Origin of the sequence: Streptomyces sp. NPDC006261 (genome assembly GCF_040613515.1) — a bacterium.
Taxonomy (GTDB): Bacteria; Actinomycetota; Actinomycetes; order Streptomycetales; family Streptomycetaceae; genus Streptomyces.
Map to the genome: position 1 here is coordinate 34,116 of NZ_JBEXSI010000016.1, position 19,758 is coordinate 53,873.

Here is a 19,758-nt window from a genome sequence, read left to right on the forward strand (position 1 = left end):
ATGATCCGGTCCAGGAAGGGCGGCGCGTCCTCGACGTGCACGCAGACGCGCCGGGCTGCCGTGTCCCGGTGGGCCGTCGGGGAGCAGTCTCGTCCCCCCGTCGACCCGCCCGGTCGACGACGGACACCGCATGCGGTGGCCCGCCCTGGAGGCCGGTTCGAACTGCTCCTTCGTGGGTGCGGCGCTCGAAACAGCGGGCCAATCCCGGCCTCGGACACCGAGCGGGGGCTCTGTCCCCCAGGATGATCACGCCACTCTTCCCGAGGTCGCGCCATCGGCTCAGACTCCGGCCCCGCCGGCCGCTGCGCACGGCTCGCCCTCGCCGCCCTTCCCGTCCTCTCCGGCCGGGCTCGCGCCGGCGGACGCGGACCCCGGCGGGATGGGGGCACCTGCCGGGCAGCCCGGGTCGGTGGTTCCGGCGCCGGGGCTCGGGTCGGTGGTGGGCCCTGTCGGGGCGGGGGTCGGGGTCGGGCCGGGGTCTGCGGGGCCGGAGGGACCGGGACTGGGGCCCGGGTCGGTCGGGCCGGGGTCGGTCGGGCCCGGATCGGTCGGGCCCGGATCGGTCGGGCCCGGATCGGTCGGACCCGGATCGGTCGGGCCCGGGTCGGTCGGACCCGGGTCGGTCGGACCGGGGTCGGTCGGGCCCGGCGTCGGAGAGTCGGGTTCGGAGGGGCTGGGGCTCGGCGAACCGGGCTTCGTGGGGGCCGGCGTGGGCGTGGGGCCCGGCGGGCGCGTGGGCTGGGGGCCGATGACGATGCCGCCGCCTCCCTTGCCCGGCCCGCCCGGAGTGCCGGGGCCGACCGGCGCCTTGGGCCGGTCGGGCCCACCCGGTCCGGGGCTGATCGGGAGGGCTCCTTGGCCGTCGGCCACCGAGTGGGTGCCCTTCCGGTAGAACTCCAGCCAGGACAGCACCGTACGCAGATAGACGTCGGACCGGTTGTAGCTGAGGATCGCCCGGTCCAGGTCGGCGCGGACGCCCAGATCACGGCCTCCGGCGCAGAGGTAGTGCCCGGCGGCGAGGGCGGCGTCATAGATGTTGTTCGGGTCCTTGCGGCGGTCGCCGTTGCCGTCCATGGCCCAGTTCGCCCAGGTGGAGGGGATGAACTGCATCGGCCCGACGGCCCGGTCGTAGGTGCGGTCGCCGTCGTGCACCCCGTTGTCGGTGTCCCGGATCAGCGCGAAGCCCACCCCGTCGAGGGCGGGCCCCAGGATCGGGGTGAGCGTCGTCCCGCGCGCGTCGACCCGGCCACCCGCGGCCTGCCCGGACTCCACCTTGCCGATCGCCGCGAGCAGTTGCCACGGCAGCCGGCAGCCCGGGTCGCTGCGGCGTAAGGACCTCTCGGCGTTCCGGTACGCGGCGAGCACGGTCGCCGGGATGCCGGCCTCGGACCGGGCCCGGGCGAACAGCGGAAGCGGCGGTTCCGTCCCGGCCTGGGGCGGCTTGAGCGGCGCGGGCGGCCGCGGGCTCCGAAGCGGCGGCAGCTCGGTGTGGTACGAGTCGTCGCCCTCCACCTCGCGCCACACCACGTCGTCCGGGCCCGAGGCGGTCCGCTCCTCGCGCGACGCCGCCGCCGCGTCCGCGTCCGTGAAGCCGGGCGCCTGGGACGCGGTGAGTGCCGCCATCGCGGCGACCGCCGTGACCGTGCCGGTGAGCTGACGGCGCACGGTGCCCTTGAACCTCATAGCTGGTCCCCTCTCCCCGGCTGCCCGGGCCTGCGGTTCACCGGCGGTTCAGCGGGTGAACGTGTCGATGGCGGCGATCCGCCAGGTGTCCCCGCGGCGGACGGCGTCCACGGCGAACATGGCCGCCGCGTAGGTGGTCTCCTCGTCCTTGCCGGTACGGGTGTTGCTCTGGTCGGCGAAGATCAGCAGCCGGGCGCGGTCGCCGTCCAGGTACTCCACTCCGCTCGCGGTGACGGTCGTGGTGAGGACGAGCTTCTGCTTCGGCGCCAGTTCCCGTACCTCCGCGAGCATGTCCTTGTGCTGCTGCACGGCCCTGCCGGTCAGATGGGTCTTCGCGGCACGGTCGGAGCGGGCGGGCGAGGCGTAGTCGTACGAGAACACGGCACCGACCGCCTCGCCGATCCGGCCCTTCACCTCGCTGGTGCGGGCGATGTCGGTGAGCGCGGCGTTCTGCCGCGCGGGCTCGTCGCGCAGACTCGCGGCCGAGGTGAACGCCCAGGCGGCGAAGGCTCCTAGGAGGATGGTGAGGGCGCAGAGGAGGGCGGGGACGCCCGGGAGGCCGGTACGGAGGCGCTGCGGGGGTGCGGTCACGGCGTCCGGCTCGGACTCGGGACCGGGACCGGGATCGGGTTCCCGCTCCGGCTCCGTTTCCGGCAGGTCATGTAGTGCGGTGGTTTCCTCCACCGCCTCCTCATCCGATACCGGGGCCACAGCCGCGCGCGACGGAGAAGTGGCCAGCCTGCGGCGGCGGTTGACGAGGTGGCGGGTCGTCGACATGGGAGGGGTCCTCTCGGATACGGAGCGGGGGCGGCGGCAGCGGGTGCGGGTGCGGGGCGCCGGCTCAGCCGGCCGTGGAGCCGACGGGGGCCTGGCCGAGCGCGCTGAGCTTCCATCCCTCGGAGGTCCGGGTAAGAGTGCCGAGCATCCGGCTCTCCTTCACCGCCGGGTCACCCTTGGGCGCGGTGACGGTGACCCGCAGCGCCACCATGACCCCGGCCCGGCCCGCCCGTTCGTCGAGTTCGGTCACCGCGCCGGAGAGCACCTTCGCCGTGCTGACCGTCTTCGCCGCCACGATCTGCTCGGCGAACGCCGCCCGTCCTTCGACGAGTTGGCGGTGCAGAGCGCCGGTTGTCGACTTTTCCCAGTTGTCAAGGCCCTTCTCCAGCGTGCGGTGGTCCAGAGTGTTCATGTTCTGGACCGCCTGCTCGCCCGCCGCCAGCGCGTCGTCCCGCGCCTGCCCGTAGGAGGTCGCGTCGTGGTGGGCGGCGTCGTAGCGCTGCCAGCCGCCCCAGCCCGCCGCCCCGGCCGCGACGACCGCGAGCGCCGTTGTCGCGATCACCAGGGGGTTCCTCGTCGTTGCCCGTGCCATCTGATGCCTCTCCCCTGCCGTCATATGGAGCTGATCTCGACGATCCGCCACTGTTCGTCCCGCAGTTCGGCGGTGACGGAGAGCTGAGCGGAGGCGGTCGTGGCGGGCCGGCCACGGCGTTCGTAGACCTGGTCGAGGAAGACCAGGAGGTGGGCGCCGGTGTGGGTCAGCCGGGTTACTCCGGCCCGTACGACGTGGGTGGTGAGCGTCAGCTTCTGGTCAGCGGCCTGCTTCTCGACCTGGCCGAACAGCGCCGCGTACTGCTGGAGCGCCTTGCCCGCGAGGACCTCTTGCGCCGCGTCCTTGGTGAGGGCGGTGGCGTCGGGGCCGTACGAGAAGATCCTGCCGAGCGCGTTGCTGACGTCGCCGGTGACCCGGGTCGTGGCCCCGGCGTCCGTGAGCGCGAGGTTGCCGGTCGCCGGAGTGTCGCGCAGCTGCCGTCCTTCGGCGAAGAGGAGCCCCCCGGTCGCTAGCAGGACGACGGCCAGGAGGGCGCCGAGGGCGCGGACCCACCGGCGGCGGCGACCAGGCTCATCGGTGCTGTCCGGTGCGGCGCCGTCGAGGTGTTCCCCGTCCTCGATTTCCGTGCCCGCCAGGGCCGTTCGCCCGCTCATCCGCCGTCTCCCGCCGCCATCGCGGTGAGCGCCTTGACCTTCCAGCCGTCGCCCGTGCGGGCGAGCGTGGCGGTGAAGCGTTTGCGCTGGGTGCCGGGGGCGCCCGTGCGCGGGGTGACCTCGACGTCCACGGTGGCGATCAGCTCCGCCGTGCCGGTGCGGTCGTCCAGGGCGGTCAGCGCCGCCGAGGTCACCTTGCCGTCGGCGGTGTCGCCCGCCGTCGTGAGTGTCTTCGCGTCGGCCGCCGAGGTCCGCTTCAGCTGGTCATGGAGCGGCCCTGTGGAGGAGTCGCGCCACGCCCGCAGGCCGCTGGAGACGCTGGTGGCGTCCTTGCCGTCCAGGCTGTTCAGCGTGGCGAGGTGCCGCTTGCCCTGGGCCAGGGCCGCGTCACGGGCCTTGGCGTAGGCGAGGGGGCGGTCGCCGCGCGCCTGGGCGTACGACCAGGTGCCCAGTCCGCAGACGAGGGCGGCGGCCAGCAGGACGGCCCAGCCGCCGAGGTGCCGGGTGCGGAGCGTCATGAGCGCTCGCCTCCCAGGCCCAGGAGCCCGGCCATGCCGGGAGTGGGAGGCGCGGTGCGGGGCTCGGTGCCCAGCGCTCCGGGCAGCCGGTCCTTCGGGTCAGCGCCGGCGCCGTTGCTCAGCAGCATCGAGCCGGGCTTGGCAGGCGTCGGGACCGGGCCGCCTTTCGGGGCGTTGGCGCTGCCCCGGACGTTGATGCCCGTACCGGGTGAAGAGGCGCACCGGGCACCGGAGTTGAGGGCGGGAGGGGGTGTGGTGTCGAGTCCGTTGCGGTACCTGGTGGCGCCGTACCCGGTGGTGCAGGGCAGTGGTTCGAAGAAGGTGACCGACATACCGAACCGGGCACCGTCCTCGTCGACCGCGCTCGCTCCGGCCGCCACCACGGCGGGCAGCTTCACCAGCAGTTCCTCCAGGCCTCGTTGACGGGTGACGGCGACCTCCGACGTGGTGAGCAGGTTGGCGACGACGACGCCGAAGGCGGGGTCGAGGTCGCGCAGCAGCCCACTGATCTGTACGGCCGCGTCCGGAGTGGTCGCGATCAGCCGCCGCAGGTCGGCGTCGGACCCCTTGAGTTCGGCGGCCAGCTCCTTGGCCCCGGAGGCGAACCCCTTGAGCGCCGCTCCCTGTTCGGCCTGGGTGCGCAGCACGGTCTCGCCGTCGGCCATCAGCCGGGTGGTCGTCGGCAGGGCCCGGTCGGCCGCGTCGATGAACTCACCCCCACTGTCCAGCAGCACCTGGAGGTCGTCGCCGCGCCCTTCGAAGGCGGTGCCGAACTCCTCGACGACCGTGCGTAGGTGCTCCAGATCGACCGAGCTCGCGAAGTCGTTGACGCTGGTGAGCATCTCGGTGGGCGGCGCCGGGAGGGTGGTGTCGGCTGCGTCGATCACCGAACCGTCGCCCAGGTAGGGGCCGTCGGAACGGGACGGGCGCAGGTCGACGTACTGCTCCCCGACCGCCGAGAGGTTGGCGACGACGGCCTGGAGGCTGTCCGGGATGGGCGGGGCGTCCTTCTCGATCCGCAGCTCGGCCGCCACCCCGTCGTCGGTCAGCTCGATGGGGCCGACCCGGCCCACCGAGACGCCCCGGTAGGTGACGTTGGAGTGGGTGTAGAGGCCGCCTGTCTGCGGGAGTCGGACCGTGACCGTGTAGTAGCTGCGCAGCCCGACGTAGTGGCCGAGTCCGGCGTACCGCACGCCGAGGTAGCCCAGGACCAGCACGGCGATGACGAGGAAGGCGATGTTCTTGAGCCGGATGGCGGGAGTGATCACGGGGTGCCTCCCTTCTCGAGCGCCGGTGTGCGGGACCCCTCAGACCCTTCAGACCCCGCAGGCCCCTCGGACGCCCCGGGCGGCACCGACGTACGCGAGACGGCCGGCAGCGGGAGCGGCAGCGCGCTGCGGGCCGCCGCAGCGCCCTCCGCACCGGGATCGTCGTGCGGCGGCGGGGGCAGGGCCGGGTCGTCCGGGGTGAGCGCCGGGATGATCCGGGTGCCGGGTGCGGCCGTCACATCCAGGTAGACGTTCAGGTAGTCGCCCTTCACCCCGCGCAGCACCTCGTCCGTGAACGGGTAGGTCAGCGAGGCCTGGAGGGCGTCGGGAAGATCCCTGCCGGAGTCGGCGAGCGCCTTCAGGGTCGGGGCGAGCGCCTTCAGGTCGGCGATCATGTCCGCCTTGCTCCTGTTGATCGTGTCGACGGCCACCGTGGAGAGGGTGTCGAGGGACCGCAGCATGGTGAGGAGCGCGCCGCGCTGTTTCTCCAGGACCTTCAGTCCGGGGGTGAGCCCGGTGAGGACCGTTCCGACGTCCTGTTTGCGGGTGGCCAGTGTCGCGGCGAGCCGGTTGACGCCGTCCAGGGCCCGGGTGATGTCGCCCTTGTTGTCATCCAGGTTGGTGACGAGGGTGTCGACCCGGTTCAGCATGGAGCGGATCTGCGGTTCCTGGCCGGTGAGGGCCTTGTTCAGCTCGGTGGTGATGGTCTTGAGCTGGTTGATGCCGCCCCCGTTGAGCAGCATGGACAGGGCGCCGAAGACCTCTTCGACCTCCGGGTTGCGGTTGGTGCGGGTGAGCGGGATGCGTCCGCTCTCCGCCAGGGAGCCGCGGGCGGTGCCCTCGGCGGGCGGGGTGAGCTGGATGAACTTCTCGCCCAGGAGGCTGGACTGTTCGAGGCGGGCGTAGGCATTGGCGGGGAGGTCGATGTCCCCGTTGACCCGCATGGTGACCTTGGCGCTCCAGCCGTCGGCGGCGAGGGCGATGCCGGTGACGCGCCCGACGGACACGTCGTTGACCTTGACCGAGGACTGCGGTGCCAGGCTGAGCACGTCGCCGAACTCGGCGGTGATCTCGTACGGGCTGTCGCCGAGGTCGGCGCCGCCGGGCAGCGGGATCTGCTCGATGCCGGTGAAGACCGGTCCGTCGGTGCGGACCACGACCAGGGCGATCAGCGCGCCGGTGGCCAGCAGGGCCACGGCCCCGGTGGCCGCCCGGACGCCGGTGGTGCGCAGGGAACCGCTCATCTTCCTGCCCCCTTCTTGTCGTCCGGCTTCCGCTTCGCCGGCTGTTTCTCCGGTGTCCCGAAGACCGTCCCGACCTCCGGCAGCGGCAGGACGGGCAGCACCTTTCGCCGGTTCGCGTCGACGGGTGCGAGTCCGGGCGGCGGGCCGGAGGCCGCGTCCGGGTCCACCAGGGGGCCGCCCATGGAGAGTTCGTTGAGGTTGGCCCGGCCGTTGAGGGTCCGGTTGGCCGGGTCGTACGCGTTCAGGACATTGCCCGCCGCCAGCGGCAGGGTGTCCATCGCCTCGGCCAGCGAGGCACGTTGGTCGACCAGGGCCTGGGTGATGGGGACCAGGGCATCGACGTTCTTCTTCAGCGCGCCCCGGTTCCTGGCGATGAACGTCTTGACCTGGCCGAGCGCGGCGCCGAGCTCCTTGAGTGCCGCGCTGAGGTTCTTCTTGTCGTCCGCGAGGAACGAGGTGACCGAGTTGAGCTGCTGCTCGGCTGCGCGGACCTCGCCGTCGTTCTCCTTGAGCATGGTGGTGAAGGACTGGAGGTGTGCGAGGGTGCCGAACAGGTCGCCGCTGCTCTTGTCGAGAGTCTTGGCGGCCTTGCCGAACTGTTCGACGGAGTCCCCGATGGCCTTTCCGTTGCCGTCCATGTTCTTCGCCCCGGTCTCCAGGAGCCGGGCCAGCGCCCCGTCGGCGTTGGCCCCGTTCGGACCGAGGGCCGTGGTGATCTCGGTGATGGACGCGTACAGCTGGTCGACCTCCACGGGGGTGGCGTTGCGGGCGGCGGGCAGTTCGGCGCCGTCCTCGAGGAGCGGCCCGCCGTCGTAGGCGGGGGCCAGTTGGATGTACCGGTCGGCGACGAGGCTGGGGGCGACGACGACCGCGTGGGCGTCCTTCGGCACCTTGATTCCCTCGTTCAGGCGGAGGACGACCTCCACCTCCTTGCCCCGGGGGGTGACGGACTCGACCGTGCCGACCTGGACCCCGAGGATGCGCAGGTCGGACCCGGCGTAGACGCCCGTCACCCGTTCGAAGTAGGCGGTGACGGTGGTCCTGGAGTCCTCCCGCAGCGCGCTCACCCCGGTGGTGGCGGTCACAGCGACGACCGCGAGTCCGGCGCCGATGCCGATGATGCGTGTGCGTCTCATGTCAGCGGCCGCCTTGCTTCGGTGGCATGCATCCGGTCGCCGGGGGCGTGCCGGCGGGGACGTAGTTCCTGGGTACGACTCCGCAGGCGTACGTGTCGAACCACCGGCCGTTGCCCAGGGTGTTGCCGACGAGCCGGCTGTACGAGCCGGTCATGGCGAGCACCTTGTCCAGGCTCTTGCGGTTCTTCGCCAGGACGGCGGTGACCCGGCCGAGGGAGGCCAGGGTCGGCCCCAGCTGTTTGTCGTTGTCCTCGACGAGTCCGGTGAGCTGGGTGCCGAGGCTGCGGGTGCCGGTGAGCAGCAGGTGGATGGCGTCGCGGCGAGCCTGGATCTCGCCGAGCAGCAGGTTCCCGTCCTCCAGGAGGGTCTCGAAGCTGCTCTTCTTGCCCGCGAGGGTCTTCGTGAGGCGTTTGCTGCCCTGGAGGAGGGTTGCCAGCTGGGCGTCGCGCCGGGAGACCGTACGGGAGAGGGCGGAGAGCCCTTCCGCTGCGCTGCGGACGTGGGGCGGGGAGTCCTTGAAGGTGGCGGAGATCGTCTCGAAGCTCTTGGCGAGCTGCTCGGTGTCGATCTCCTCGATGGTCTCGCCGAGCCCGTCGAACGCCTGGGTGACGTCGTACGGGGAGGTCGTGCGGCTTGCGGTGATGCGGGAGCCGGGGTCCTGCGGGGCGTTGCCGAGCGGGTCGACGGCGAGGTACTTCTCACCGAGGAGTGTCTTGATGGCGATGCCCACGGTGGAGGCGTTGCCGATCCAGGCGTCCTTGACCTTGAAGTCGACCTTCACCCGGGGCCCGTCGAGAGAGACCCCGGTGACCTCACCGACCTTGACTCCGGCGATCCGCACCTCGTCGCCGTCGGAGAGCCCGGCGGATTCGGTGAAGTCGGCGCTGTACGTGGTGCCGCCGCCGATGAAGGGCAGGGAGTCGGCGCGCCAGGCGGCGAGGGCCAGAAGGGTGAGGACGAGGAGTCCGACGATGGCGACGGCGACCGGGTTGCGTTCCCGGATGGGGGTGAGGGTCATGCCAGGCACCTCGGCTGGGTGATGGCGATGCCGGTGGGGGGCGTGGAGCCGTCGTCGGTGGCCACCCCGCCGACCTTGGCCTCGCAGAGGTAGAGGTTGAGCCAGGACCCGTAGGAGGTGAGGCGGCTGATCGCCTCCATCTTGGCCGGGGTCTTGTCCAGGAAGTTCTCGATCTGAGGCGTCCCCTTGTCCAACTGGTCGCTGAGTCGCCCCAGTTGGCGGATGTTCTCCTTGAGCGGCTTCCGGCCGTCCTGGAAGAGGTCCGCGGTGACCGTGGTCAGGGCGCCCATCGCCGTCACGGCGTCGCCGAGGGGTTTGCGGTCGCCGGAGAAGCCGGAGACGAGCTTCTCCAGGGTGACGACGAGGTCGTCGAACCCGGCCTCCCGGTCGTTCACCGTCTTGAGGACCGTGTTGAGGTTCCTGATCACCTCACCGATCACCTTGTCCTTGGCGGCGACGGTGCTGGTGAGCGATCCGACGTGGCGCAGGATGCTGTCGACGGTGCCGCCCTCGCCCTGGAGGACCTGGACGATGGAGCCGGCGAGCTGGTTGACGTCCGGCGGGGACAACCCCTCGAAGAGGGGCTGGAAGCCGTTGAACAGCTGGGTGAGGTCGAGGGCGGGGGTGGTGCGGGAGAGCGGGATGGTGGCCCCGGCCGCAAAGGTCCGGCCGACCGGTCCGGCGCCCCGGTCCAGGTCGACGTAGCGCTGGCCGACCATGTTGAGGTACTTGATGGACGCCGTCACCGAGGCGGGGAGCGTACGCCCTTCGCGTACGCCGAAGGTGACCTCGGCGACCCTGCGGTCGGCGACCCGTACGGACTCGACCTGGCCGACCTTCACCCCGGCGATGCGGACGCTGTCACCGGGGATGAGCCCGGTGGCGTCGGTGAACCGCGCCTTGTACGTGGTGGTGTCGCCCACGCCCGTGTTGGCGATGGAGAGCCCGAGGACGGTGGTGGCGAGGACGGTCACCAGGACGAAGACGAGGGACTTGGTGAGCGGTCCCGCGAGGGAGCGGCGTTTCACTTGAGCTTCACCTCCGCACCGCGGAAGGCCGGACCGATGAGCACGCTGCTCCAGTCGGGCAGGGTCTGCGGCTGGACTTTCAGTGAGGGGGCGACCAACTCGTTGACGAGCTGGGACTCCTGGGGCGAGTTGGGCAGGCCGAGCGCTGTGTCCTGGGCGGCGGGGGGCGGTGCGGTGACGTCGGACGCCCTGCTGGTGTCGGCGGTCGGGGCGCCCTTGCCGACGTACGGCACCGAGTAGCAGCGTGGTCCGCCGGTGGCGTTGTAGACCGGGGTGTCCTTGCCGGGAACGTACTTCCCTCGCGCGGGCACGGCCTTGACCGTCACGTGCAGTCCCGGCTGGTCCGTCCCCTTGCCGAGCGCCTTGTCCATGGCCGGCACGAAGCCGGCGACCGTACGCAGCGTGCAGGGGAACGAGTCGGCGTACTTCGCGAGGAGTTCCAGCGTCGGGCGGCCGGAGGAGGAGAGCCGGATGAGGTTGTCCTTGTTCTCCCGCAGGAAGGAGGTGACATCGCGCGCGGAGGCGGCGGTGGTGCCGTACAACGCGGCGAGCCGCGCCTCCTGTTCGGCGAGGGTTCCGCTCGTGGTGGTGGCGTCGGTGAGGGCGTCGAGGACGTCGGGCGCCACGTCCGCGTAGAGCGTGCTCACCTTGACGAGCTGCTTGATGTCCTCGTTCAGCGTGGGCAGTTGGGGGTTGAACTTCTTCAGGTGGGCATCCAGCGTGGTCAGCGTCTCGCCGAGCTTCTCGCCGCGTCCTTCGAGCGCCTGGGAGACGGCGCTCAGGGTGGCCGAGAGCTTCTCCGGCTTCACGGCGGTCAACAGCGGCAGGACGTTGTCCAGCACCTCTTCGAGTTCGATGGCGTTGCTGGAGCGGTCCTGCGGGATCACCGCACCGGCGCTCAGGGTGCGCGTGGAGGGGGTGCGGGGCGGGACGAGGGCGACGAAGCGCTGGCCGAAGAGGGTGGTGGGCAGCATCTGCGCGGTGACGTCGGCGGGGATCCGGTCCAGCTGGTCCGGGTCGATGGCCAGGGTGAGGCGGGCGCCCTCACCGTCGGTGGCGATGGAGCGGACCTGGCCGATGACGACGCCCCGCAGCTTCACATCGGCGTTGTCGTGCATCTCGTTGCCGACCGGGCCGGTCCGCACGGTCACGGTGGCGTCGTCGCTGAAGTCCTTGTCGTACACCGAGACCGAGACCCACACCAGGAGGGCGGGGACCAGCAGGAAGGCGGTTCCGGCGGCTCTGCGGCGAACGGTTCGTGCTCCACGTGGACTCATCAGCCGGCCACCTTCACCGTCGTCGTGGCACCCCAGATGGCGAGCGAGAGGAAGAAGTCGGTGACGCTGATGAGCACGATGGCGTTGCGCACCGACCGGCCCACGGCCACACCCACTCCGGCGGGGCCGCCGGTGGCGTGGAAGCCGTGGTAGCAGTGGGCGAGGATCACCAGCACGCTGAAGATCAGCACTTTCAGCACCGACAGCAGCACGTCCGTCGGGGAGAGGAAGAGATTGAAGTAGTGGTCGTAGGTACCCGCCGACTGCCCGTTGAAGAAGATGGTGATGTACCGGGAGGCGAGGTACGAGGAGAGCAGCCCGATCGCGTACAGCGGGATGATCGCGACGACCCCGGCGATGATCCGGGTGGTGACGAGGTACGGCATCGACCGCACGCCCATCGCTTCGAGGGCGTCGACCTCCTCGTTGATCCGCATCGCGCCGAGCTGGGCGGTGAACCCGGCGCCCACGGTGGCGGAGAGGGCGAGCCCGGCGACCAGGGGTGCGATCTCCCGGGTGTTGAAGTACGCGGAGATGAATCCGGTGAACGCCGACGTGCCGATCTGGTCGAGGGCCGCGTATCCCTGGAGGCCCACGACCGTGCCGGTGAAGAGGGTCATCGCGACCATCACGCCGATGGTGCCGCCGATGACGCCGAGGCCGCCGCTGCCGAAGGCGACTTCGGCCAGCAGCCGCTGCACTTCCTTGAGGTAGCGGCGCAGGGTGCGCGGGATCCAGATCAGGGCCCTCACGTAGAAGATGAGTTGGTCGCCCGATCGGTCGAGCCAGCTGAGCATCGCCATCTGCCTCAGCCCCCCTTCGCGGGGACGATCTGGAGGTAGATCGCCGTGAGGACCATGTTCACGAAGAACAGGAGCATGAAGGTGATGACGACGGACTGGTTGACCGCGTCGCCGACGCCCTTGGGGCCGCCGCGCGGGTTCAGCCCGCGGTGGGCGGCGACGATGCCCGCGATGAAGCCGAAGATGAGGGCCTTGAACTCGCTGACGTACAGGTCGGGCAGCTGGGCGAGGGCGGAGAAGCTCGCGAGGTAGGCACCCGGGGTGCCGTCCTGCATGATCACGTTGAAGAAGTAGCCGCCGAGCGTGCCGACCACCGAGATCAGGCCGTTGAGCAGCACGGCGACGAGCATGGTCGCCAGGACCCGGGGGACGACCAGGCGCTGGATGGGCGAGACACCCATGACCTCCATCGCGTCCAGCTCCTCGCGGATCTTGCGGGAGCCGAGGTCGGCGCAGATCGCGGAGCCGGCCGCCCCGGAGATCAGCAGCGCCACGATGATGGGGCTGGCCTGCTGGATCACGGCGAGGACGCTGGCGCCGCCGGTGAAGGACTGGGCGCCGAGCTGCTGGGTGAGCGAGCCGACCTGGAGGGCGATGACCGCGCCGAACGGGATGGAGACGAGGGCGGCGGGCAGGATCGTGACGCTGGCCACGAACCAGAACTGCTCGATGAACTCGCGTAATTGGAAGGGCCTGCGGAAGATGGCGCGGCCCACGGCGATGCCGAGCGCGAACAGCTTCCCGGTCTCCCGGAGGGGAGAGAGCAACCGGCTGGGGCGCCGCTGTTCCGGGGCCTGCTCGGGGGTCTTGGAGAGGGCAGGCGCCGGTCTCTCGGGCGGCTCGGGCGGGCGCACCGGCGTCGGGGCGGTCACGCTCTCGCACCCCCCGCGGCCGGGGCGTAGCTGTTGAGGATGGCCGTACGGGCGGCGTCCGGCAGCTGGCCCATCATCGACATGACCCGCTCCCGGCGGCGCAGCGCCCCCTGGCGTACGGGCATGCCGGGCGAGGGCTCCAGCTGCGGGACCACGGTCCTCGGCACAGCGATCGTGGCCGTGTTGCCGAGGGCGTCGTTGCGTTGTTGCTCGGCGGCGAGGGTCGCGGCGTCCTTCTCCTCGGACATCCCGATGGGGCCCTCGCGGCGTCCGGCGAGGAACTGGGAGACGACCGGGGTGTCGCTGGTGAGGAGTACCTCGCGGGGCCCGAAGGTGACGAGGTTGCGGCGGAACAGCATCCCCATGTTGTCCGGGACGGTCGCCGCGATGTCGAGGTTGTGGGTGACGATCAGCATCGTCGCGTCGATCTGCGCGTTCAGGTCGATCAGGAGCTGCGAGAGGTACGCGGTGCGCACCGGGTCGAGTCCGGAGTCCGGTTCGTCGCAGAGGATGATCTGCGGGTCCAGGACGAGGGCGCGGGCGAGGCCGGCCCGTTTGCGCATGCCGCCGGATATCTCGCCGGGGAGCTTCCCCTCGGCGCCGAGCAGGCCGACGACGTCGATCCGCTCCATGACGATGCGGCGGATCTCGGATTCCTTCTTGCGGGTGTGCTCGCGCAGGGGGAAGGCGATGTTGTCGAAGAGGGACATCGAGCCGAAGAGTGCCCCGTCCTGGAACATGAGGCCGAAGAGCTTCCGCGTCTCCATGATGTCGCGCTCGGAGCTGTTCACCATGTCGACGCCGTCGATGAGGACGCGGCCCTGTTCCGGCTTCAGCAGTCCGATGATGGATTTCAGAAACACGGTCTTTCCGGTGCCGGAAGGTCCGAGCATGACACTCACTTCACCGGCGGGCAGGGTGAGGCTGACGTCCTGCCAGATGTTCTGCTTGCCGAAGGACTTCGTCAGGCCCTCGACGACTACTTCGATTCCCATCGGCCCTCCTTCGAAGTGGTGGTGACTTTGGTCATCTGTCAGCGCTCCGACTGTCGGAAAACAAGCAGGTACGGAGGGGTTTCGGGCCGCTCACCCGGGACGCTACGGCTCGGTAACCTGCCTTCGCAATACTGGATACGGAACTTTCTCCGGCGTGGTCGTGGCGTCCCGATTACTTGTTTCCGAGTGAGTGATCGGCGTGCCAAACCTGTTAATCGGTGATGAGTTCTCCGCGGAGTGGACGGCATCTTCCCGTATCGGAACAGCCCTTCCGGCCGCGCGACGACCGGAAGGGCTGCGGCTCGGTCCAGATCACCGGCGGCGCGGTCACCGCTCGGGCTTCGGCACCTTCGGCGGGCAGTCGGGCCCGTCCGGGTTCGTCGCCACGCAGAGCGGTGCCTGCGTCATCTTGGTGTAGTTGTCGGCCTTCTTGCCGACGCTGGAGATGGCCGAGGTGAAGAGCGGGTCGAGGTTCTCGCCGACGCCGCACCCCTTGAACGGCGGGATGTGCGCGTAACCGGTCAGATTCCCGCCGGTCGCCACGAGGTAGCCGGCCGGTGGATAGCTCTGGCCGTACCCCTTCAGGACCTGCTGGAAGGGCCGTTCGGTGCGGCAGTCGGGGCCCACGTCCAGCGGCACGCCGTTCACCTTCACGTCGTACAGGCGCATGGAGAGGTGGGCGGTGACCGTCGATTCCTCGGGGTAGGTCGGCGTGTTGGTGACCGTGTGGGTCTGGACGACGGCCGGTGGCCCCACCTGCTCCAGGACCATCGTGGCGGTCGTCGGCATGAACCCGTAACTGAGGAAGGTGGCCTTCGTCGGCGGGAGCTGCCGTTTGCCCTCGTACGCGAACTCCACCTCGGAGGTGACGTCGACGGTCGAGGCGCAGGAGTCGTTGACGTACCGCTTGTTGAGGACCACCTTCATGAACGCGGGCCCGAGCGCCGCCGCCCCGTCCAGCTTCACGGCGTTGGCGTACCCGGCGGCGTACGTCTCCGCGGTGGTCATCACCCACTCGGGCGGGATCTCGATGGGGCAGCTTCCGGGGTCCTCGTCGTCGAGGGCTTCGAGCCGCGCCTCGGTGAGGTCGTCGATCTTCCGGTGGGCGTCCGGGTCGAGTCCGGGGGCCGGGCGAGCTGGCTCATCGGGGGGATCGGCCGCCTCCTCCCCGGGTGTCGGGGCGTCCGGACCGGGTGTGGGGGGCCTCGGTCCGGCGCTGTCGCGGACGGTGATCCGGGCGAGCGGGTGCTCCTCGTCGTCGGCGGGCTCGCAGACGACGGTGAGCTCCGGGGGCGAGGTCGGGGTGCCGTCCTCGGTGAAGGAGGCGAGGGTGAGGCTGAGGGCGGCCGGTGTGATCGTCGCGGGTCCGGGGCTGCCGAACGCGATGGTGGGTACGTCGCCGGTCGCGGTGAGAACCACACCGTCCTCGTCCTCGCCTCCGGGCGGCAGGGCAACCGCGAGGGCTTCGAGCTGCTGCCACGAGGCGTCGGCGGAGTGCTCGCCGACGGTGTTGCGTACGGTCAGCTCGGCGACGGCCGACAGGGTGGACGCCTCCAGCGCGGTGAACTGTGTCAGCGCCGATCGCGCCAGACCCACCTCCACGGAGACGTCACCGGGACGGATCGTTTCCTCCGTCCGGGCCGAGACCGGGAGCACCGCCTTGACCGCGACGTCCGCCTTCTCCGGGCCGGAGGGAAACTGGCAGGCATAGGGGATGGTGACCTCGGAGGTCTGGTCGGCCGCCACCGATTCGGCGCTCGGAATGAGCGCGGTGGCGACGACGAGCGCCCCGCCCACGGCGAGATGGAGGGGCCGTCTCGCCGCGGCGCGTGCATCGAGAGTCATGCGGATGGTGTCCTTCCGGCGCGCGCGGGCCCATCGGTTCGATGGCTGCGAAATGGGGTCCACTTCTCGGCAACGGCCTTTCGGGAGGACGCGGAACGGCCCTCCTACCGACCGGTACGGTACGCACGTCGTCGGCGACCTGGGAAGAGCCGGGAATTCCGAGTTCTCACCGGACGCGACTCTTGGCAGGCGATGACAATTCCGGCCCGTGGAGTTGTCGGCGAGTGAGTGGAAAGCGCGTAGGTGCCCGGCCGCCGAGGGCACGCAGCCGGGCACCACGCTCACGTGCTGAGCATCAGGAACGGTGGATCAGCCACTGATGACCGGGGACTTGCCTGTGGCCGTGTTCTTGATGGTGTAGAGGCCCTGGAAGCTGGCGGTGGTGCCGACGATGCCGCAGCCGCCGCCGACCTTGTTGGCGATGGCCAGGGTGAGACCGCCGCCCGCCGTGTTCAGCGTGCCGTTGCTCCCGCCGGCGCTCGGGTTGTTGTACTTGGCCGCCACCTTTCCGGTGACGTCGAAGGTGCAGGGGCCCAGCAGGCTGCTCCCGGTGACCTTCGCCTTGATCGTCCGGATCTCACCGGTCACCTGGCCGGTGGAGTTGGTACCGGCGCCCGCCGTGTAGTTGAGACCCCAGATCTGCCACGGAGGCGTGGTGGTCACGGTCCACGTCGAGCTGAACGGCCCGGTGCACGGCGAGTTGAACGAGATCGCCGAGATGGACGCGAGCTGCGCCGGGGAGCCGGCCACCGGGGACGTGGGGGCCGAGCCCGACGCCGCGGAGGTCGCACACTGGATCTTGTTGCCGTTGTTGTCGGTGAGGACGGTCACGCCGGCGCTGCCGGTGAAGGCGCCGGTCGGCGTGATGGTCCAGCTGGTCGGCGCGGCGACGGCCGACGGAACGGCCAGGGCGACGGATGCCACGGCGGCACCGATCGCGGTCAGTACACCGGATCGCTTGATCATGGAGTTACTCCCTTTTCTTGTCCCGTTGGGGATACGAGTGGACGCGCGCCCGGGAAATCCGGGCGGCACGCTTCGAACTGGACTGGAGAAGGCGCTGCTCTTTTTCGGTCCGCCTTCTGTCAGGAGCGGTCGGGCGGCTGTCGCACCACCTCCTTCTGCCGGTTCCGCAATGCCCTCGGGGAATGGAGGGCGTCGGCCGCTACCGCTTCGCGGAGTGCCAGAATTCCGACAGCTTCCGACCCTCGTTCGGTGCCAGGCCGGCCGGGTCGTAGGGGCTGCCGAAGTAGGTCGAGGTGTCGTTGAGCTTCACGCCGTTCTTCCCCGCGGCCGACGGGAGACCGGTCTTGAGGTTCACCGCCCAGTCCAGGAGTCCGGCTCCGCAGCCGCTCGCCCCCGGGACGGCGAACGCGGCGTCGCCCTGGTCGGCGCCGGCGAAGGTGTACCGGCCCATCTCGCCCTCGTCGTCCGGGGTTCCGTCGGCCGCGAACCGCTGGAGCGACAGGGTCGGCGCGTTCAGGTTCTGCGGCTTCAGGAGCACGGGGTTCGCGGTGGTGCCGATGTAGCACTTGTCGCCGAGGAACGGGTTCTTGAGGTGGATGCGGACCGGAAGAGTGAGGATGGGCTCTCCGGTGGAGAAGGCCGCCACCATGTTGAAGTCCCGCGGAGCACCCGCCGGTTCGATCGTGGCCGTGATCCGGTTGAGGTTGCTGTCCGTCAACTGGCGGCAGATCGCGGAGACGAAGGGGATGGCGCTGGGACACATCAGCCCCAGCAGCCCCCCGGGGACCACGGCCGGGTCGGCGGTGAGCGCGCCCTCGGGGGGCGCCACCAGGGTGGTGGTGCCGTTGCTGTGCTGGATGACGCCGAGTTGCAGATCGCTGTTGCCGGTGGGGACGTGGCTCTTGCCGAGGGTGATGGAGCCGGTGACCGAACTCGACGAGATGCAGGTGGCGATATTCGTGATGCCGTCCGCCGCGAGCATGGCGGGCGCGTCCACCGGGCAGCGGTCGAACGGCGCCCAGTCGCCGTTGAGCTCGGTCGCCGCGGCGGCCGAGCCGGTGGAGAGCACGGCGCTGAAGGCGGTGAATGCCGCGAGCAGCCCAATGCGCGTGCGGTTGGAAACGGATCTCATGTCGTCCCCTCTTTCGGCCGCCGGGTTGCGGCCTCGTGCGCGAAGTTGACCGGTTCTCCGACGCATGCCCGCACCACGACGGATTTGTCGGCGGTGATGGAGCCGCGGGGTGGACCCGGGGGAGGAAGATCTGAGCGTCAAATTTCGGGCAGATTTCATGTCCGAATTGAACGAAGCGTGATGTTACTCGCGGGAAACACAGCGACACAATCCGTCCGTCCAAGAATTTTTGCGCGGCCCTGTTTTTGATCCGTAACTGAGTAACCGGGGGTCACCCCTTTATCAGGCAATGCGCATCCGGAGGCACCGGAATACGGACCGGCCGCCGGAACCCGACCGCCCTGGCTCGCCCAGGAACGGCCCCGGGCGACGTCATGGCCTGGTCGCGGCTCTTCTCACCGCCGGAGCAGGCGGCCGAAATTCATTGTCCGAAAGAGCGCAGTACCGCCCGACCTGCACGTAAGTCCCACCACATGGACACGATGCGTGCCCCCTGCACCCCGATCTCGTCCAAGTGGTGTGCAGTGCCTGTTCCGTGGTCTATCTTCGTCGCGGACTTGGTCCGCACCTGTCGGTTCGTGGGAGCGCTTTCCCCCACCGTCTCACCCTCACCACCGGGCGCCGAGAGCAGAGGGGACATGGCATGGCACACCTCATACAGCCGTTGGACACCGATGACCCCCTGGGGCCGCTCCCCCAGGAATTCGCCGCGATCATGCGGCCCGAACTCCCCAGCCTCATCAAGGAGATCGGCGTGGAGGTCACCCGCGCCTATCCGGAATACGCCCGGCTGCTGGACGGTCCGAACGGCCAGGCCATCCGGGTGGGCGTCGAGCAGAGCCTCGCCTCCTTCGTCGACCTGGTGGCCGAGCCCACCACCCCCACCACGCTGCGGGACGACATGTGCCGGCGCTTCGGACGGTTCGAGGCGTACGAGGGCCGGACGATGGACACCCTCCAGGGCGCCTACCGGCTCGGCGCGCGGGTGGCACTGCGGCGGGCCAAGAGGGTGGGGCAGAGCTTCCACCTCTCCCCCACCCTGATGCTCAGCTTCGCCGACGCGCTCTTCGCCTATGTCGACGAACTGGAATCGCTTTCCCGCGAGGGCTTCCTGGAGGTCCAGTCGCAGTCCGGGGAGCAGAGCGAGGCGCTGCGCCGCCGTCTGCTCCACCTCATCCTCGCCGGGCGGCCCGCCCCCCGCAGCGCCATCGCCGACCTCTGCGAGCAGACCGGCTGGACGCTGCCCGACGAGGTCACCCTGGTCGCCGTCCGCGCCCCGGCCGGGCTGGACCGGCTCAGCGCCGACCGGGACCTCCTCCTCGATCTCAGCGACCCCCAGCCGCACTTACTCGTCCCCGGCCCCCTGAACGACGCGCGGAGATCCATGCTGGAACAGGCCCTGCCGGCCGGTCACGCGGCGATCGGGCTGACCGTCCCGACCGCCCTGGCCTGCGACTCGATCCGCTGGGCTCGCCGGGTGCTGGAGCTCGTCGACTCCGGCGTGATCGACGACGCCCCGCTGATCCGCTGCGAGGACCACCTCATCACGCTGTGGCTGCTCTCCGACCCCGCCCTGCTCGACCAGCTCGCCCAGCGGGAACTGGCCGCCGTGGCGGGAATCAGCAACACCCGCCGCGAACGGCTGATCGAGACGCTGCGGATCTGGCTCGACACCCGGGGTACGGCGGCCCAGATGGGCGAACTGCTCGATGTGCACCCGCAGACCGTGCGCTACCGCATGCGCAGCCTGGAGACCATCTTCGGTGATCAACTCGTCGACCCGGAGAGCCGGTTCGCGACCGAGGCCGTGCTGCGCGCGCTGCGGCTGCGTGCCCGCTCGGCCGGCACGCCCCCCTGATCCGGATCACGTCCGGCGCGACAGGTCAACTTACCCGTGCGTAAGGCGAAATAGACGGTCAGTCCCAAACGGTTGCGACACGGAGACGTATCCGAAGAGAAACCCGGAACCGCGTCCCGTACACAAGGAGGA

The 19,758-nt window shown here is 70.3% G+C and carries 18 protein-coding genes; 1 reads left to right on the plus strand and 17 read right to left on the minus strand.

What is annotated here, in order from left to right; genetic code table 11:
• Positions 1 to 279: 279 nt before the first annotated feature.
• The 17 genes from ABZ154_RS12885 to ABZ154_RS12965 form a co-directional block, all read right to left on the minus strand.
• Entirely contained in the window at positions 280 to 1,683 is a 1,404-nt protein-coding gene (locus ABZ154_RS12885; RefSeq protein ID WP_356831842.1) for a lytic transglycosylase domain-containing protein, read from the minus strand.
• Positions 1,684 to 1,731: 48 nt separating this feature from the next.
• Positions 1,732 to 2,460, minus strand: a complete 729-nt coding sequence (locus tag ABZ154_RS12890; RefSeq protein ID WP_356831844.1) for a hypothetical protein — start codon at positions 2,458 to 2,460, stop codon at positions 1,732 to 1,734.
• A 64-nt stretch (positions 2,461 to 2,524) separates the two neighbouring features.
• Positions 2,525 to 3,052 (minus strand): hypothetical protein, encoded by a 528-nt coding sequence (locus tag ABZ154_RS12895; RefSeq protein WP_356831846.1) that lies wholly within the window; start codon positions 3,050 to 3,052, stop codon positions 2,525 to 2,527.
• 20 nt (positions 3,053 to 3,072) lie between these two features.
• Positions 3,073 to 3,666: a hypothetical protein gene (locus ABZ154_RS12900; RefSeq protein ID WP_356831848.1), complete on the minus strand. Its 594-nt coding sequence runs from the start codon at positions 3,664 to 3,666 to the stop codon at positions 3,073 to 3,075.
• On the minus strand, positions 3,663 to 4,184 hold the full coding sequence (locus ABZ154_RS12905) for a hypothetical protein (RefSeq protein ID WP_356831850.1): 522 nt from the start codon (positions 4,182 to 4,184) through the stop codon (positions 3,663 to 3,665). Before ABZ154_RS12905 ends, ABZ154_RS12900 begins: the two co-directional genes overlap by 4 nt.
• Positions 4,181 to 5,452 carry an MlaD family protein gene (locus ABZ154_RS12910; protein WP_356831852.1) on the minus strand — a complete coding sequence of 424 codons (1,272 nt, stop codon included), beginning with the start codon at positions 5,450 to 5,452 and terminating at the stop codon, positions 4,181 to 4,183. Before ABZ154_RS12910 ends, ABZ154_RS12905 begins: the two co-directional genes overlap by 4 nt.
• The gene (locus ABZ154_RS12915) at positions 5,449 to 6,696 is read right to left on the minus strand and encodes an MCE family protein (RefSeq protein WP_356831854.1); all 1,248 of its coding nucleotides are present in this window, start codon (positions 6,694 to 6,696) and stop codon (positions 5,449 to 5,451) included. The genes ABZ154_RS12910 and ABZ154_RS12915 overlap by 4 nt, the downstream gene beginning before the upstream one ends.
• Positions 6,693 to 7,832, minus strand: a complete 1,140-nt coding sequence (locus tag ABZ154_RS12920) for an MCE family protein (RefSeq protein WP_356831856.1) — start codon at positions 7,830 to 7,832, stop codon at positions 6,693 to 6,695. Before ABZ154_RS12920 ends, ABZ154_RS12915 begins: the two co-directional genes overlap by 4 nt.
• Before the next feature lies 1 nt (position 7,833).
• Positions 7,834 to 8,850: an MCE family protein gene (locus tag ABZ154_RS12925; protein WP_356831858.1), complete on the minus strand. Its 1,017-nt coding sequence runs from the start codon at positions 8,848 to 8,850 to the stop codon at positions 7,834 to 7,836.
• Complete coding sequence (locus ABZ154_RS12930; RefSeq protein ID WP_356831860.1) at positions 8,847 to 9,878, minus strand: MCE family protein; 1,032 nt, start codon at positions 9,876 to 9,878, stop codon at positions 8,847 to 8,849. Before ABZ154_RS12930 ends, ABZ154_RS12925 begins: the two co-directional genes overlap by 4 nt.
• Positions 9,875 to 11,155, minus strand: coding sequence for an MCE family protein (locus ABZ154_RS12935; RefSeq protein WP_356831862.1), 1,281 nt, complete (start codon positions 11,153 to 11,155; stop codon positions 9,875 to 9,877). Before ABZ154_RS12935 ends, ABZ154_RS12930 begins: the two co-directional genes overlap by 4 nt.
• Complete coding sequence (locus ABZ154_RS12940) at positions 11,155 to 11,958, minus strand: ABC transporter permease (RefSeq protein ID WP_356831864.1); 804 nt, start codon at positions 11,956 to 11,958, stop codon at positions 11,155 to 11,157. The genes ABZ154_RS12935 and ABZ154_RS12940 overlap by 1 nt, the downstream gene beginning before the upstream one ends.
• A 5-nt stretch (positions 11,959 to 11,963) precedes the next feature.
• Complete coding sequence (locus tag ABZ154_RS12945) at positions 11,964 to 12,830, minus strand: ABC transporter permease (protein WP_356831866.1); 867 nt, start codon at positions 12,828 to 12,830, stop codon at positions 11,964 to 11,966.
• Positions 12,827 to 13,825 carry an ATP-binding cassette domain-containing protein gene (locus ABZ154_RS12950; RefSeq protein WP_356831868.1) on the minus strand — a complete coding sequence of 333 codons (999 nt, stop codon included), beginning with the start codon at positions 13,823 to 13,825 and terminating at the stop codon, positions 12,827 to 12,829. Before ABZ154_RS12950 ends, ABZ154_RS12945 begins: the two co-directional genes overlap by 4 nt.
• A gap of 327 nt (positions 13,826 to 14,152) precedes the next feature.
• A complete protein-coding gene (locus ABZ154_RS12955; RefSeq protein WP_356831870.1) occupies positions 14,153 to 15,670 on the minus strand; it encodes a DUF6801 domain-containing protein in 1,518 nt (505 codons plus the stop codon).
• A gap of 309 nt (positions 15,671 to 15,979) precedes the next feature.
• Positions 15,980 to 16,636, minus strand: coding sequence for a hypothetical protein (locus ABZ154_RS12960; RefSeq protein WP_356831872.1), 657 nt, complete (start codon positions 16,634 to 16,636; stop codon positions 15,980 to 15,982).
• Positions 16,637 to 16,835: 199 nt separating this feature from the next.
• Positions 16,836 to 17,768, minus strand: coding sequence for a hypothetical protein (locus tag ABZ154_RS12965; protein ID WP_356831874.1), 933 nt, complete (start codon positions 17,766 to 17,768; stop codon positions 16,836 to 16,838).
• A 643-nt stretch (positions 17,769 to 18,411) separates the two neighbouring features.
• On the opposite strand from ABZ154_RS12965, the gene ABZ154_RS12970 reads away from it, so the two are divergent.
• On the plus strand, positions 18,412 to 19,626 hold the full coding sequence (locus ABZ154_RS12970) for a helix-turn-helix domain-containing protein (protein ID WP_356831876.1): 1,215 nt from the start codon (positions 18,412 to 18,414) through the stop codon (positions 19,624 to 19,626).
• Positions 19,627 to 19,758: the final 132 nt, after the last annotated feature.